Origin of the sequence: Acidovorax sp. T1, from assembly GCF_002176815.1 — a bacterium.
In the GTDB taxonomy this organism is placed as follows: domain Bacteria; phylum Pseudomonadota; class Gammaproteobacteria; order Burkholderiales; family Burkholderiaceae_C; genus Acidovorax.
On sequence record NZ_CP021648.1, the window covers coordinates 1932321 to 1946162 of the forward strand.

Sequence of the window (13842 nt, forward strand, 5' to 3'; positions counted from 1 at the left end):
TATCCTAATCGGGTAATCTGCACCGAAAGTGACATCACCCTCAACTGGCGGATGCCGGGGCAACTCTCGAGGGGCCAACGGAATAATCTGTGCACTGAGCGCCAACTCCGCTGAGCACCCAATAGCCTACTAAATTTATCTGGTATTTCCTTTTTTGCACGAAGTGAATGAAAGGGCGAAATGCAGGGGTAAGTTAAGTTGTTGATTTATATAGTGCATCTTTCCGATTTTGCAGACGGAAATGCAAAAGCACGAAATAGGGTTACTTCTCGGCGCGTTTTGCGGGGGCGCGTTTCGAGGCCATTTCCCCCTTCAAAAGCACGCTTGCATACCGGGCCACGCTGAAGCTCATGGTGCCCCGAAAGTTGATGTGCCCGAAGTGGACGGGGCCGATTCGGCGCAAGATGCTGTCGTCAATGCGCTGCCCGCTGGACTTCAGACGATCCACGGTTTCCTGCAGTTTCATCGTGTTCCAGCCGATCACGACGTTCGTCAAGAGCGCATGTGATCCCGAAATCGACTTGAGTTCATCGCGGCGGCGGCCTCTTTCGGCGGTGATTCGGCCGTAGTAGATGGCCCGCTGAAGGAGGTGCACCGACTCACCGCGGTTGAGCAAAGTGTGGATTTCCCGCCGGAAGACGTCGTTGGTGAAAAAGTCGCACAGGAACACCGATCGCAGTAGGCGGCCGTACTGGTCCAGGCAGCGGCGGACGTCGTCCCCAGCAGCTGCGCTCCCGTGGCGGGTCAACGCCCAAGCGACGCTTACGCGACCAGACTTGATTGAGGCAATGAGGCGCATGGTCTGATCCCAGCCTTCCCGCATGGCTTTTTCGGTGATGGCCGGTATGGCGACTCTCTCAAGTGCCTCCGACACCTTGATCGAGCGGGGCGTCCATATCTTGCGGTCGGGCAGCCCCGCCAATTGGGGACACAAGTCGAACTTCAGCAGCTTGGCCACGCTCATGCCGGAGTAGGTGTAGCCGTGGGTGTCCACCGCCAAAAGGTCGACCTTGATGCGGTCTTCGCTGGTCGAGTTGTAGGCTTCGATCCCATGCACTGCGGGCGCGTCCTGGCGCGTCAACAACACGATGGGTTGGTCAAAGATGACCGGGTAGCTACCCAGGATATGGGTGTAGATGCCCGCCGCCGCAGTCTTGCGACGGGGATCGGTGCGGGCAATGGACAGGTGGCGAGTTGCGTCGAGCGCCATCATGTCCGAGGAGGCCTTCTTCCCATCGCTCCACAGCTTGACGATCGGAAACCGCTGCTGGAATGACACCACGCTGTCGTTGGCTGAGCGCAGCCGGCCAGGCGCCTCCAGCATACGCATGGCGGCCGACACGCGACTGACGGGCACGCCGGGAATCATGGCTGCTGCCGCCTTGGCGTCGATCTCTGTGCCGTGCGCGAGCAATCCTGCATACAGCGCAATGAGTTCATCGGCGTCTTCCGGCTGGCGGCCCAGCAGCATGGTGCTGATTTGGGTCCGACTGTCGATCTCCAAAATGACGTCCGGTAGCTGGGTTGCGCCAATCAAGTCGCTCAGGCGTTGGTTCGTGTGTCGAAGCTCCGGGTCCTCCTCAGCTGCGCGTATCGCCGGTATACGCACGCACCCGTGTTCATCGATCTCAAGCAGGCCTTCTTCAAGCCCGATCTCCACATCGGCAAGGCCGGCACGCAGTAGCTCGTACTGGAGGTCAAGCGCTTTGCGCGGATCCAATTCCAGACCGTAGGCTTCGCAGAGAGCGATCTTGTCGCGTTCCCACTCGTCCTGGGGGATAAGCAAGCTCGCCTTGCTCTGATAGGTTGCGCTGTGGTTCACATACAGACTTCCGCCCCGCAGACCTTTGCTGATGCGCATCAAAGCGCAACCTTCGAAGGCTCTGAGGGCGGCCTTTCGATCCGGCACCTGAAGCAGTGGGCGCCATTTTGGTTCGACCAACGAAATGTCGAAGTCAACCGGCAGTTCCTTGGCGCCTGCAGCGCGAAGTGCCTGCAATGCCGAAACCAGCTTACCGTCGGCGTGCTCGGGATCTCCCCGCAGGTCCAGGCAGTTCATGCCATCAAGGACCGTGCGAACGCGTGCGCTCTGCTCGGTCAAGGTTTCCCTGACAACCTCAGCATGGCTGACGGGCGGACGGCCCAGCATGTCATCGGCCAGCGCCGTGATGGCTGCCAGCCGTTCATGGGCATCGCGCGCGCTGTCCGCAGCAATGTCCCGCATCGATTCAATGGAATGGCGGTACTCGATTGCGCGCTGTGCCTGTTTGGCCTGGACGCGTTTGGTGCCTGAGCGGACGATGTCGTTGGTGTGCCGGTTGTTCCGAAAAATCGCCTCGTCACTAAGCTCGCCGAGCAGGTGTTTGAGAAAGCACACGATCTCGATCGAGCGGGTACCCTCGATGCGGCGGGCGGTTTCGGAGGGCGGCCGATTGACCACGGCCTGGGCGAACGCATGGATGCGCCCAATCGAGAGCCCTTGCAGGTCCCACAGGTGCACGCCCAGTGTTTTGAGAGCATCAATGCGTGAGTTCACCCCTTTGAGGCCCTTCACCCCATGTTTGCCGGCCGATTGCTTCAACCACTCCAGCAACGAGATGCCAGGAGTCGGACTCTCTTCGTGCATGACCTTGAGCACCGCGCGAAGTCGTACTGGAGTGACCGCTGCTCGAATTGTTGCCAGGGCCAGGTTCTCGACAACCTGAAACGCAGATCGGGCCAGGTCGAGCACCACACGCTGGCCTGGCAGGACGATCCTGTTGTCGAAGAGCCATTCCTGCGCGCAGGCGAGGAGGTCATCGACGGAGGAGGCGTCGATCGCCTGCTGGGACAAGGCTGCCTGTAAGCGTGCCTCGGCGTTGGAGTCGTAGGTAGAGAAGAGGAGTTGTTCTCGAACCCAAGCCCTATGGTTGCTGATGGTCCGGTCGGCATTCGAGTACAGCGACTTGAGGGAGGCAATCGCGGTCGAGTGGATGCCCAGTTGCTCGCACAGCATTGTCAACATCGCACTCGGCATCTTGAGCGCGGCATCGGCATTCCTGCCAGTCAGCGCGAGGAACGACAGCTGCACGGCCAGTCCCAGGTGGTAGCGCTTCGCGTAGCCACTGTTCCTGATCTCCCTGATCAACTCGTCCGGTAGACGGCAGTGCAGCTGCACGTCATCCGCATTCATGCCAGACGGCAGCTTTTCGTAGCCTACGAATCTGTATCGGTAGCTCGACATCAGCGTTCTCCTTCGCTCCGGGGAACACTATAAATCGCAGCTAAGTTGTTGTCGCCAGAGGCTTATTTGGAGATGGATTCCGAAATTGCACGGAAACCGAGACTACCCCGATCAGGGCGTCGGGCTCAATCAATTCGGCGCGCGAGGTGTTGACCAGCAGCGCGGTGGGTTTCATGCACGAAAGATCTTCCAGTGAAATCATGCCTCGGGTCTCGTCATTGAGCCGCAGGTGAAGAGACAGTACATCGCATTGCGAGAAGAACTCTTCCCGGTTGGTGGCAGCCTGGTATCCATCGGCCAGTGCCTGGGCGCGGGAGGCCTCACGACCCCAGACGCGCACGCTCATGCCAAATGCGCGGCCGTAACCCGCCACCAGTTGCCCGATGCGGCCGTAGCCCCAAATGCCCAGTGTTTTTCCCCGCAACACGCTTCCGAGGCAGAAGTTTGGTGGCATGGAAGCCGCCTTCAGGCCGGACTGTTGCCAGGCGCCGTGCTTGAGGTTGGCGATGTATTGCGGCAGTCGCCGCATGGCGGCCATCACCAGTGCCCAGGTAAGTTCGGCCGGGGCCACTGGCGAACCCACTCCCTCGGCCACCGCAATGCCGCGTTCGGTGCAGGCGGTCACATCAATGTGGCTTCCGATCTTGCCGGTTTGGGCAATCAGTTTTAGCCGGGGCAGCTTTTCAACCAGCTGGCGCGTGATCTGGGTGCGTTCACGCACCAGCACGATGATGTCTGCATCCTTCAGGCGCACAGCCAGTTGCCCCTGACCTTTCACCGTGTTGGTGTACACCTTTGCCGAATAGGGGTCGAGCCGGCTCGCGCAATGGAGTTTGCGCACCGCATCCTGATAGTCATCCAGAATCACAATGTTCATCCCGCCATTGTGCCTTGGCGAGAGCTGGGCGGCGACTGCGCAGCTCTGACGGCCTTGAGCAGAATGCAACGCTTTGTGGCACCTGTGGCACCACAGCCAGGGGCGCAGCCATCAATGGCGCCATGTCTCGCATGCCGTCATTCGCTCCAGCTCTGCGCAGACATCGGCCATGCGGCCCGAGATGACCATGCGCCCGACCTCTGTGCGTGATGTCGCATGCAGAACGCGCACCGGGCGCCGGGCGCTATGGCGGCTGCCAGTGGCCGGCCCGCTGAAGCCGGAAGGTGCACTTTGCACGCGACCAGCAGCGTGGCGGTGGGTGCCGGCAGCCAAGGCCGGTGGTTGGAAATGTGGCCTCGATGTCGCGGCGGTGCTGGGCACCGCGCAAGATGAAAGCCCTTCGGGGGCGCTGCCGGCGATGCGGGCCGCAGGCACAGCACTGCGCGAATCATCCGTGTATCGCCCGGGTTGCAGCCAGTGCACCAAGGCGTGAAGGGGTTGGGAAAAGGCAGAAAGAGCGAACAAGGCAAGTCCCATGTGAAAACTCCGTGTATCAGGGGTTGAGCACAGGCAGGATTGCAACGCGATGCGCACTCTCAGGGCTGGAAAACCGTTACCGATTTGCCAAACGCCCGCCACCTGAGGTGCGCAACTGAGATCGCAATTACATGAGGATGGTGTTTCGGATCAAGCCCACTGCCAGGCCTTCGATCTCGAACGGCTCGCCCGGTTGGACAACGATCACGGGGTAATCGGGGTTCTCGGGAAGCAACTCGATGGTGCCGGCTGTTCGGCGCAGACGTTTGACGGTGACATCATCACCTAGCCTTGCCACGACGATTTGGCCGTTACGCGCTTCGCGTGTGGATTGCACGGCGAGCAGATCGCCGTCCATGATGCCGGCGTCGCGCATGGACATGCCGCGCACCTTGAGCAGGTAGTCGGGCTTGTGTTGAAACAGGCTGTTTTCCACGCTGTAGGTCTGGTCCACGTGTTCCTGCGCGAGAATGGGCGAGCCAGCCGCCACGCGACCGATCAAGGGCAAGACCAGTTGCGACAACCCTGGCATGGGCAGACTGAACTGGGTGCCGCGCGCTGCATTAATGGAGCGCACTGTGTCGCTGCGCAGGCGGATGCCGCGGGATGTACCGCTGACCAGTTCGATAACGCCTTTGCGCGCAAGGGCTTGCAGGTGTTCTTCGGCCGCGTTGGCTGATTTGAAGCCCAGTTCCGCGGCGATTTCAGCCCGTGTCGGTGGCGCACCCGTGCGGGAAATGGCCATCTGGATCAGGTCCAGGATTTGTTGCTGGCGTGCAGTGAGCTTGGGGTTGTCGAGCATGGCATTTCCAGTGTGTGTCACCAGGGTGGCGGGTAACCGTGTATTTACTGTGTATTAATCCAGTAGCTGTATTTTTCACCAGTTTTTCAAAGGATGCAAGTGAGCGCGCAAAAAATTGTCGTATTGGGAACGGGTGGAACCATCGCTGGCAAGGCTGCAACGCAGGGAGACAACATTGGCTACACCGCCGCGCAAGTGGGCGTGGAGCAGTTGTTGCACGCTGTGCCCGGCTTGCAGGCGGTAGCCCGTGGCGGTCTGGTGGCTGAGCAGATCGCGCAGTTGGACAGCAAGGACATGGAGTTCAGTGTGTGGCGCTCGCTTGCGCAGCGTTGTGCCAGAGCGCTCGCTGATCCCCTGGTGCGCGGACTGGTCATCACCCATGGCACCGATACGCTGGAAGAGACTGCCTGGTTTTTGCACTCGGTGCTGGATGCCCACAAGCCCGTGGTGCTGACCTGTGCGATGCGCCCTGCAACGGCTTTGACGCCCGATGGTCCGCAAAACCTGCTCGACGCCGTCGCCGTGGCGATGACAGCGGGGGCGCGGGGCGTTGTGGTGGTGGCTGCCGGCGTGGTGCACGGCGCACAGCGTGTCCAGAAAGTGCACCCCTATCGGGTGGATGCATTCAGCTCCGGTGATGCCGGACCGTTGGGCTGGGTGGAGGAGGGAGCGGTGCGTTTGGCACAAAATTGGCCTTTAGCGCAAGCAGGGCAAGCGCAATGCGCTATTGAAAATATAGTGAATTGCGCGCAATGGCCGCGCGTCGAGGTGGTCATGAGCTATGCGGGTGCCACGGGAGCTCTGGTGGACTCGCTGGTGCGCGATGGTGTGCAGGGCATCGTGGTGGCCGCAACGGGCAATGGCACGATTCACCAGGCCCTCGAATCGGCACTGCTGCGCGCGCAGGCGGCTGGTGTGAAAGTGGTGCGTGCCACGCGCTGCCCGGAGGGTCAGGTGCTGCCCAAGCCCGGCGATGCTCTACGGGACTCCCGGGGCCTGTCTGCGGTGAAGGCACGCATTGCGCTGATGCTGGAGCTGCTGCCTTGATTAAACGGTGGCCGAGTGGTAGTGGTGGGCGGCCACGGGCCGTTGCTGGCCCATGCCGCCACGCTTAGCTGGACAGGGCCTGTAGTGCGCGCGCAGTGATCTCCTCGACGCTGCCCGTGCCGCTGATGGCGCGGTACTTGGGGGCTGCGCCAGGCTCGGTCTTGGCCCAGTTGCTGTAGTAGTCCACCAGGGGGCGCGTCTGGTCGCTGTACACCTGCAGGCGCTTCTTGACGGTTTCTTCCTTGTCGTCTTCGCGCTGGATCAGTTCTTCGCCCGTCACATCGTCCTTGCCTTCCACCTTGGGCGGGTTGAACTTGACGTGGTAGGTGCGGCCGCTGGCGGGGTGCGAGCGGCGGCCGCTCATGCGTTCGATGATGGCGTCGAACGGCACGTCGATTTCGAGCACATAGTCGAGCTTGACGCCCGCGTCCTTCATGGCATCGGCCTGGGGGATGGTGCGGGGGAAGCCGTCAAACAGGAAGCCGTTGGCACAGTCGGGCTGTGTGATGCGTTCCTTGACGAGGCCGATGATGATGTCATCGCTGACCAGGGCACCCGAATCCATCACGGCCTTGGCCTGCAGGCCCAGCGGCGTGCCGGCCTTGACAGCTGCGCGCAGCATGTCGCCGGTGGAAATTTGCGGGATGCCGTATTTCTGGCAGATGAACGTGGCTTGCGTGCCCTTTCCGGCACCGGGGGCGCCCAACAGAATCAGTCTCATGGAAATCCTCGAAGGTTAGAAATCAGCTGGCACTGCTGGCAAGGGGGCGCAGCCAGGCGCCCGTGACGCAGTGCTCTCTTTGCGGTCAAGGATAGCATGTGCATGCCTTGCCCAGGCTTACGACGGCGCCCGCGAATGGGGCGGCCACGCGCTGGTTTTCAGGCCAGCAGCGCCCGCACCCGGTCCAGGTCTGCCGGGGTGTCCACGCCCGGGCCGGGGGCCTCGTCGGCAATGTGCACGGCGATGCGGTGGCCATGCCAGAGTGCCCGCAATTGCTCCAGCGCCTCCACCGCCTCGGTGGGCGCCTGGGCCAGACCAGGAAACTGGCGCAGAAAACCTGCGCGATAGCTGTAGATGCCGATATGGCGCAGCGGCGCAAATCCGTGCAAGGCGGCCACGCCGGGTGCAGCCTGCGCCGCGGCACCTTGCCACCAGGACTGGCCAGCGTGGTCGCGGGCGTGCGGAATGGGCGCACGGCTGAAATAGTGGGCCAGGCCGCGCGCGTCCAGCACCACCTTGACGACGTTGGGGTTCTCGTAGTCTGCCAATGTGTGAATGGCATGGGCTGCCGTGCCCATACTGGCTTCGGGGCGCGCAGGCAGCAGGGCTGCCACGGCGTTGATGAGGGCCGGGTCCATCAGGGGTTCGTCGCCCTGCACGTTGACCACCACGGCGTCGCCGTCCAGGCCCAGCTGCGTGCAGGCCTCTGCCAGCCGGTCGCTGCCGCTGGCGTGGTCGGTGCGCGTGAGCAGGGCCTGCACTCCGTGGGCCTGGCAGGCGTGCAGGATGCGCGGGTCGTCGGCGGCCACCACCACGCGGGCTGCGGCGCTTTGCGCGGCGCGGCGGGCCACATGCACCACCATGGGCAGGCCGGCGATGTCGGCCAGGGGCTTGTCGGGCAGGCGGCTCGATGCCATGCGTGCCGGGATCAGCACCGTGAAGCCCGCTGCCGTGGCTGGGCTCACGCCTGCAGCTCCTCGTCGGTCAGGGTGCGCGCCTCATTTTCCAGCAGCACCGGAATGCCGTCGCGCACGGGGTAGGCCAGGCGCGCGCTGCGCGACACCAGCTCCTGGCGCTCGCGGTCATAAGTCAAGGGGCCTTTGGTGACAGGGCAGACCAGCAATTCAAGCAGTTTGGGATCCATGGCGGCGTTTTCCGGAAATCAGGCAGGGGGGGGATGATAGCGGCGTGGCCTGCCACGGCGCGAGCCGGGCATCCAGTGCGGCGAAGAAGGCGGGATCGACCTCCAGCGCCAGCGGCACCGCCAGCGCATCGGGGTGCAGCGGCCAGAGCTTTACGGCGTCTTTTTCAGTGCAAATCAGCGTGAAGTGCTTGTCAATAAAGCGCTTCCAGCTATTGAAATCATAGTGATCTGGCAACGCCTCGGCACATGCCAGCGACAGGCCTTGGGCCCGCAGCATGGCAAAGAATTCCTCAGGCCGGGCGACTGCAGCCACGGCATGCACGGGGCCTTCGCGCAGGGACGCCAGAGGCACCTGCCGACCATCCGCGCGCAGCGCATGGGGCGCCAGCCGGCGCTGCAGCGCAAAACTGGGGTTGCGCCCGGCGGGGCGCGTGCCGGCGTGCAGCACCCAGTCCACAGGGCGCGGCCAGGGCTCGCGCAGGGGGCCTGCGGGCAGCAAAAAGCCGTTGCCCACGCCGTCGCTGTTGAAGACGCAGATTTCCAGGTCGCGCGCCAGCGCCAGGTGCTGCAGGCCATCGTCGCACACCAGGACGTTGGTGCCAGGGTGCGCGGCCAGCAGTGCGCGCGCCGCGGTGATGCGCCGTGGCGCCACAAAAACGGGCGCATGGGTGGCGCGGGCGATCAGGGCGGGCTCGTCCCCCACTTCCAGGGCGGGGCTGTCTGGCAGCACTGCGCGGCAGTCATGGGTGCTGCGGCCATAGCCGCGCGAGATGACGCCCGGCTGCCACCCCTGCGCCTGCAAATGCCGCACCAGCGCAATCACGACAGGGGTTTTGCCCGCGCCACCAGCAATCACATTGCCCACCACGATGACGGGCGGGCCGGGGTGTTCGCTGCGCAGCACCCGCAGCCGGTACAGCCTGCGCCGCAGTGCCACCAGCGCGCCATACACCAGTGACAGCGGCCACAAGGCCCACGCCGCAGGCCCGCGTGTACGCCAGATGCGTGCCAGGCCTGTGGGCGGCTGGGTGCCAGTCACCGGGGTGACTGCGGGGGAGGAGGCCGGCTGCGGCCCGGCGCCAGCCATTGCGTCTAGCGGCCGTTGCCCGCGCGGGCCGATGCCGACGACTGCGTGGCAAACGTGACCTGGTTCAGGCCCACGCGCCGCGCAGCCTCCATCACGGTAATCACCGACTGGTGCGGCGCTGTGGCATCCGCACTGATGATGACCACGCTGCTGCCCTGGCCCGCGCTGGCCGCCTGGCCCAGCGCACGGGCCACGGCGTCCACGCTTTTGCCGTCTACGGCGGTCTTGTTGATGGCATAGCGGCCATCGGCCGCCACGGCCACGATCACCTCCTTGGGGTGGTCGCGCTGCTGCTCGGCGTCGGCCACGGGCAGCGTCAGTTGCAGTTCGGTGAACTTGCTGTAGGTGGTGGTCAGCATCATGAAGATGAGGATCACCAGCAGCACATCGATGAACGGGATCAGGTTGATCTCGGGCTCGTCCTTGGCACGGGGGCGGAAATTCATGCGATCCGTCTTTCAAACAGAGGGAGCCACGCGCAGCGGGCCGACCGTGGGGGCGCTCATTTTGCCGCCGGGCCGCCCCAAGGCAAAATGCGACCCCCTTGGGGGGCAGGGAGCCACGCGCAGCGGGCCGACCGTGGGGGCGCTCATTTTGCCGCCGGGCCGCCCCAAGGCGAAATGCGGCCCCCTTGGGGGGCAGGGAGCCACGCGCAGCGGGCCGACCGTGGGGGCCATCATTTCAGCTTGCGCAGCCGCAGGATGTGGCGCACAAACTGCTCGGAGGCCAGCTCCAGCGTCAGCAGGTAGGCGTCCACGCGGCTGCGGAAATAGCGCCAGAAGATCAGCGCCGGAATCGCCACGATGAGGCCGAACGCCGTGTTGTACAGCGCCACCGAGATGCCGTGCGCCAGCTGCGCCGGGTTGCCGCCGCCCATGGCCTGGCTGGCGCCGCCGGTGCCCACCTGTGAGCCAAAGATTTCGATCATGCCGATCACGGTGCCCAGCAGGCCCAGCAGCGGCGCCGCCGAGGCGATGGTGGCCAGCGCGTTGAGGTATTTTTCGAGCCGGTGCGCCACCGTGCGGCCCGCGCCTTCCATGGTGGCGCGCAAATCGGCCTCGGTGCACAGGGGGTTGTTGTTGAAGGCGCGCAGGCCGCTGGCTAGCACCTCGCCCAGCGCCGAGTTTTGGGCCAGCTGGTTCACCACGTCGGGCGTGGGAAGGGTCTTGGTCGAGACGGTGATGGCTTCATCCAGCAGCTTGGGGGGGGCGACGCGTGCTGTTTTCAGGGCCACGAAGCGCTCGAAAATCAGCGCCAGTGCCAGGACGGAGCAGGCAATCAGTGGCCAGATGGGCCAGCCTGCGGCTTGTATGATGGACAGCAATTCTCTCTCCGCACGGGTGAAGGCAATGGGCGATTATGGCCTAGGTGCTCCGGCATTCCATGACACAAAAGTTGGCGTGAATGTACCGGCCGTTTGCCTTTTTCTCACCCACAAAATCTGTGGATAACTTTGTGGGCAACTGGGCTGCAGGGCCTCGCAAAGCGGCGCCACACCGTGGGTTCAACAGATTGATGAAAAATTAATCAGTGAAAAATCGTTATAAATCAAGAGGTTGCACGAACTTTCGTGTTTTCCGGCCGGTTTTGGCCCCCTGCGTGGGCCGGTCTGCCGCTCGCGCTGCGCTGTGGAATAGTCGCCTGGCGCATGGCCTGCAAACGCTGACGCTGTCTCATGCCTGAGTCCACAACCATTGGCGCGACGCCGCGTATCTGGGAAGTTGGCGCGCTGTGCCGCGCCATTGCTGATGCGCTGGAGGCGCGATTCAACCCGGTGGCCGTGCGCGGCGAGATCACGGGCTTTTCGCGCGCATCCAGCGGACATTGCTACTTCTCGGTGAAAGACGCGAACGGCCAGTTGCGTTGCGCCATGTTCCGCCGCTCGGCCAGCCTGCTTGACTTTTCGCCGCGCGATGGCGAACTGGTGGAGCTTCGCGGGCGCATCGGCGTGTACGAAGCCCGGGGTGACCTGCAGTTCATTGTCGAGAGCATGCAGCGCGCGGGGCAGGGCGCGCTGTTCGAGCAGTTCTTGCGGCTGAAGGCACAGCTGGAGGGCGAAGGCCTCTTTGATGCAGCGCGCAAGCGGCCGCTGCCGCTGCAGCCACGGGGCATCGGCCTGGTCACATCGCCCGGCGCGGCGGCGCTGCACGATGTGGTGACGGCCTTGCGCCGCCGCGTGCCGCATATCCCGGTGGTGCTGGTGCCTGCGCAAGTGCAGGGGGCTGCAGCGCCACAGGCCCTTGTCGCGGCGCTATCAAAACTGTATCTGCTGGCGCAATCTGGACAAGCGCCAGGGGCTGATTTGGCTCAAAACCCTGCGATCGATGTGATCCTTCTTGTGCGGGGCGGCGGGTCGATGGAAGACCTCTGGGCCTTCAACGACGAACAGCTTGCGCGCACCATTGTGGAAAGCCCGGTGCCGCTGATCTGCGGCGTGGGGCACGAAACCGATTTCACCATTGCCGATTTCTGTGCCGACCTGCGCGCGCCCACGCCCACGGCGGCGGCCGAACTGGTGGCCCAGCCGCGCGAGGTGTGGCTCGGTGCGCTCGGCCTGTTGGCCGGCCGGCTGGCCGATGGCGTGCAGCGCCAGCTCGATGCCCGCCACCAGCGGCTGGACCAGGCGGCCGCCCGCCTGGGCCGCCCCTCGGGCATCGTGGCCCGCCAGCAGATGCAGCTGGCCCGCCTGGCCCAGCGCATGCGCCATGGGGTGCTATTGAAAATGCAGCTGCTTGCGCAGACACAGAAAGCGCTAGAGGCCGAAATGCCGCTCAAGCTGCAACGCCAGCTGGCGCTGCATGCCGAGCGTCTGGACCGCGCCGCCCTGCGGCTGGAGCTGCTCGACCCGCGCCTGGTGCTGCAGCGCGGCTATGCGCTGCTGACCGACACCGCGGGCCAGGCCGTCACCAGCGTACGCCAGGCGCAGCCGGGCGATGCCCTGCGCGCCACACTGGCCGACGGTGCGGTGGATGTCACCGTGGTGCAGCCGCGCCTGCTGTAGGACAAACGCGCCTTCGCGGCATGACGACGGCTGTTCACACGCCCCATGCAGCACAGGTCTATTGATCTTTCTACAATGCCTGCTCGCCCGAACCTGTTTGCGCTGCAGCCGGGTATCCGGGAATCCCAGAATTTCAAACCACGAGGAAACACCATGGAACACACCCTTCCCCCGCTGCCCTATGCCATCGACGCACTGGCCCCGCATTACAGCCAGGAAACCTTGGAATACCACCACGGCAAGCACCACAACGCCTATGTGGTGAACCTCAACAACCTGCAAAAGGGCACCGAGTTTGAATCCATGACGCTCGAAGAGATCGTCAAGAAGTCGTCCGGCGGCATCTACAACAACGCCGCGCAGATCTGGAACCACACCTTCTTCTGGAGCTGCATGAAGCCCCAGGGCGGTGGCGAGCCCACGGGCGCGCTGGCTGCGGCCATCAACGCCAAGTTCGGCTCTTACGTCGCGTTCAAGGAAGCCTTCGTGAAGTCGGCCGTGGGCAACTTTGGCTCAGGCTGGACCTGGCTGGTGAAGAAGGCCGATGGCAGCGTCGACATCGTCAACACCGGCGCCGCCGGCACGCCGCTGACCACCGCCGACAAGGCGCTGCTGACGGTGGACGTGTGGGAACACGCCTACTACATCGACTACCGCAACCAGCGCCCCAAGTTTGTCGAAACCTTCTTGGGCAACCTGGTGAACTGGAGCTTTGCCGAAGCCAACTTCGCCTGAAGCACGCAGCAGGGGCGGGCGCTTCGCCCCATTCGCCCTTGCAAAACAAAACGGCCCGTGCGGGCCGTTTTGTGCTTTCTGGGCTGCAGCGCTTTGTGGTAAAGCGCTTATAGCTATATAAATAATAGCGAATTGTGATGTATCAACGCTTCGAAAACAGGGTTCCGCCAAGCTTGAACCCGGCCTTGATGCCCTTCTTGCCAAACCATCCCTGGTTCATCTCCAGCACATAGCGCACGGGCTTTGCCGAACAATGCGAATCGGTGGTCTGGGGCTTCATGTCGGCCAGGTTGACGATGGTGCCGTCATCGGCCACAAACGCCGCCGTCAGCGGCAGCAAGGTGTTCTTCATCCAGAAGCATTGCACGCCGGGCTGCTCAAAAATGAACAGCATGCCCTCTTGTGCCGGCATCTCCCGGCGATGCATCAGGCCGGTCTGGCGCTCTTGCGGGGTCTGCGCCACCTGGGTGTCAATGCGGTGCATGCCGGCCGTCAGTTCAACGCGCTGCAGCGCCAGCTGGGGGCCCTCCTGCGCGGGTGCGGCGGTGCTCCACAACGCCAGCACGGCGGCCACCAGGGGTGCCAGCGCCGGGGTGGCGCGTCGGGAAAAGCGGCGGGGCAAAAATCTGAAAGTGAAGGGCATCGGTGTCATGGGCAGGTTTTCAGTG

The 13842-nt window shown here is 63.7% G+C and carries 11 protein-coding genes and 2 pseudogenes; 3 read left to right on the plus strand and 10 right to left on the minus strand.

The window, feature by feature from the left end:
• Window positions 1–262: 262 nt before the first annotated feature.
• The 3 genes and pseudogenes from CCX87_RS09060 to lexA all read right to left on the minus strand — a co-directional run bounded on the left by CCX87_RS09060 (window position 263) and on the right by lexA (window position 5439).
• Window positions 263–3223, minus strand: a complete 2961-nt coding sequence (locus tag CCX87_RS09060) for a Tn3 family transposase (protein ID WP_087745648.1) — start codon at window positions 3221–3223, stop codon at window positions 263–265.
• Between the two features lie 97 nt (window positions 3224–3320).
• Window positions 3321–4100: pseudogene (locus tag CCX87_RS09065) on the minus strand (D-2-hydroxyacid dehydrogenase family protein); the annotation flags it as partial.
• 664 nt (window positions 4101–4764) lie between these two features.
• Window positions 4765–5439, minus strand: a complete 675-nt coding sequence (lexA, locus tag CCX87_RS09075) for a transcriptional repressor LexA (RefSeq protein WP_087745655.1) — start codon at window positions 5437–5439, stop codon at window positions 4765–4767.
• 93 nt (window positions 5440–5532) lie between these two features.
• Between lexA and CCX87_RS09080 the strand changes: the two genes are divergently transcribed.
• Complete coding sequence (locus CCX87_RS09080) at window positions 5533–6486, plus strand: asparaginase (protein WP_087745657.1); 954 nt, start codon at window positions 5533–5535, stop codon at window positions 6484–6486.
• A 64-nt stretch (window positions 6487–6550) separates the two neighbouring features.
• Here the strand turns inward: CCX87_RS09080 and adk are convergent, their stop codons facing one another.
• From adk to CCX87_RS09110, 6 genes and pseudogenes are all read right to left on the minus strand, one after another.
• The gene (gene adk, locus CCX87_RS09085) at window positions 6551–7207 is read right to left on the minus strand and encodes an adenylate kinase (RefSeq protein WP_087745659.1); all 657 of its coding nucleotides are present in this window, start codon (window positions 7205–7207) and stop codon (window positions 6551–6553) included.
• A gap of 158 nt (window positions 7208–7365) precedes the next feature.
• Window positions 7366–8172 carry a 3-deoxy-manno-octulosonate cytidylyltransferase gene (gene kdsB / locus CCX87_RS09090; protein WP_087745661.1) on the minus strand — a complete coding sequence of 269 codons (807 nt, stop codon included), beginning with the start codon at window positions 8170–8172 and terminating at the stop codon, window positions 7366–7368.
• Window positions 8169–8351 (minus strand): Trm112 family protein, encoded by a 183-nt coding sequence (locus tag CCX87_RS09095; protein ID WP_087745663.1) that lies wholly within the window; start codon window positions 8349–8351, stop codon window positions 8169–8171. Before CCX87_RS09095 ends, kdsB begins: the two co-directional genes overlap by 4 nt.
• A pseudogene (gene lpxK / locus CCX87_RS09100) lies at window positions 8332–9379 on the minus strand (tetraacyldisaccharide 4'-kinase); the annotation flags it as partial. The pseudogene lpxK and the gene CCX87_RS09095, both read right to left, overlap by 20 nt.
• 64 nt (window positions 9380–9443) lie before the next feature.
• Window positions 9444–9884 carry an ExbD/TolR family protein gene (locus CCX87_RS09105; RefSeq protein WP_087745667.1) on the minus strand — a complete coding sequence of 147 codons (441 nt, stop codon included), beginning with the start codon at window positions 9882–9884 and terminating at the stop codon, window positions 9444–9446.
• Between the two features lie 230 nt (window positions 9885–10114).
• The gene (locus CCX87_RS09110; RefSeq protein WP_087745669.1) at window positions 10115–10762 is read right to left on the minus strand and encodes a MotA/TolQ/ExbB proton channel family protein; all 648 of its coding nucleotides are present in this window, start codon (window positions 10760–10762) and stop codon (window positions 10115–10117) included.
• Window positions 10763–11113: 351 nt separating this feature from the next.
• On the opposite strand from CCX87_RS09110, the gene xseA reads away from it, so the two are divergent.
• Both xseA and CCX87_RS09120 read left to right on the plus strand, forming a co-directional pair.
• Window positions 11114–12439, plus strand: a complete 1326-nt coding sequence (xseA, locus tag CCX87_RS09115; RefSeq protein ID WP_087745671.1) for an exodeoxyribonuclease VII large subunit — start codon at window positions 11114–11116, stop codon at window positions 12437–12439.
• A 153-nt stretch (window positions 12440–12592) separates the two neighbouring features.
• Window positions 12593–13174, plus strand: coding sequence for a superoxide dismutase (locus CCX87_RS09120; RefSeq protein WP_087745673.1), 582 nt, complete (start codon window positions 12593–12595; stop codon window positions 13172–13174).
• Window positions 13175–13316: 142 nt separating this feature from the next.
• Here CCX87_RS09120 and CCX87_RS09125 read toward each other — a convergent pair whose 3' ends face one another.
• Window positions 13317–13817, minus strand: coding sequence for a DUF192 domain-containing protein (locus CCX87_RS09125; RefSeq protein ID WP_232476566.1), 501 nt, complete (start codon window positions 13815–13817; stop codon window positions 13317–13319).
• Window positions 13818–13842 lie beyond the last annotated feature (25 nt).

Excerpts from the sequence above, each read along its gene's own strand:
- CCX87_RS09125 (WP_232476566.1), bottom strand. The coding sequence starts at position 13,817 with ATGCCCTTCACTTTCAGATTTTTGCCCCGCCGCTTTTCCCGACGCGCC.
- xseA (WP_087745671.1), top strand. The coding sequence starts at position 11,114 with ATGCCTGAGTCCACAACCATTGGCGCGACGCCGCGTATCTGGGAAGTT.
- CCX87_RS09095 (WP_087745663.1), bottom strand. The coding sequence starts at position 8,351 with ATGGATCCCAAACTGCTTGAATTGCTGGTCTGCCCTGTCACCAAAGGC.
- CCX87_RS09060 (WP_087745648.1), bottom strand. The coding sequence starts at position 3,223 with ATGTCGAGCTACCGATACAGATTCGTAGGCTACGAAAAGCTGCCGTCT.
- CCX87_RS09120 (WP_087745673.1), top strand. The coding sequence starts at position 12,593 with ATGGAACACACCCTTCCCCCGCTGCCCTATGCCATCGACGCACTGGCC.
- adk (WP_087745659.1), bottom strand. The coding sequence starts at position 7,207 with ATGAGACTGATTCTGTTGGGCGCCCCCGGTGCCGGAAAGGGCACGCAA.
- lexA (WP_087745655.1), bottom strand. The coding sequence starts at position 5,439 with ATGCTCGACAACCCCAAGCTCACTGCACGCCAGCAACAAATCCTGGAC.
- CCX87_RS09105 (WP_087745667.1), bottom strand. The coding sequence starts at position 9,884 with ATGAATTTCCGCCCCCGTGCCAAGGACGAGCCCGAGATCAACCTGATC.
- CCX87_RS09080 (WP_087745657.1), top strand. The coding sequence starts at position 5,533 with ATGCAAGTGAGCGCGCAAAAAATTGTCGTATTGGGAACGGGTGGAACC.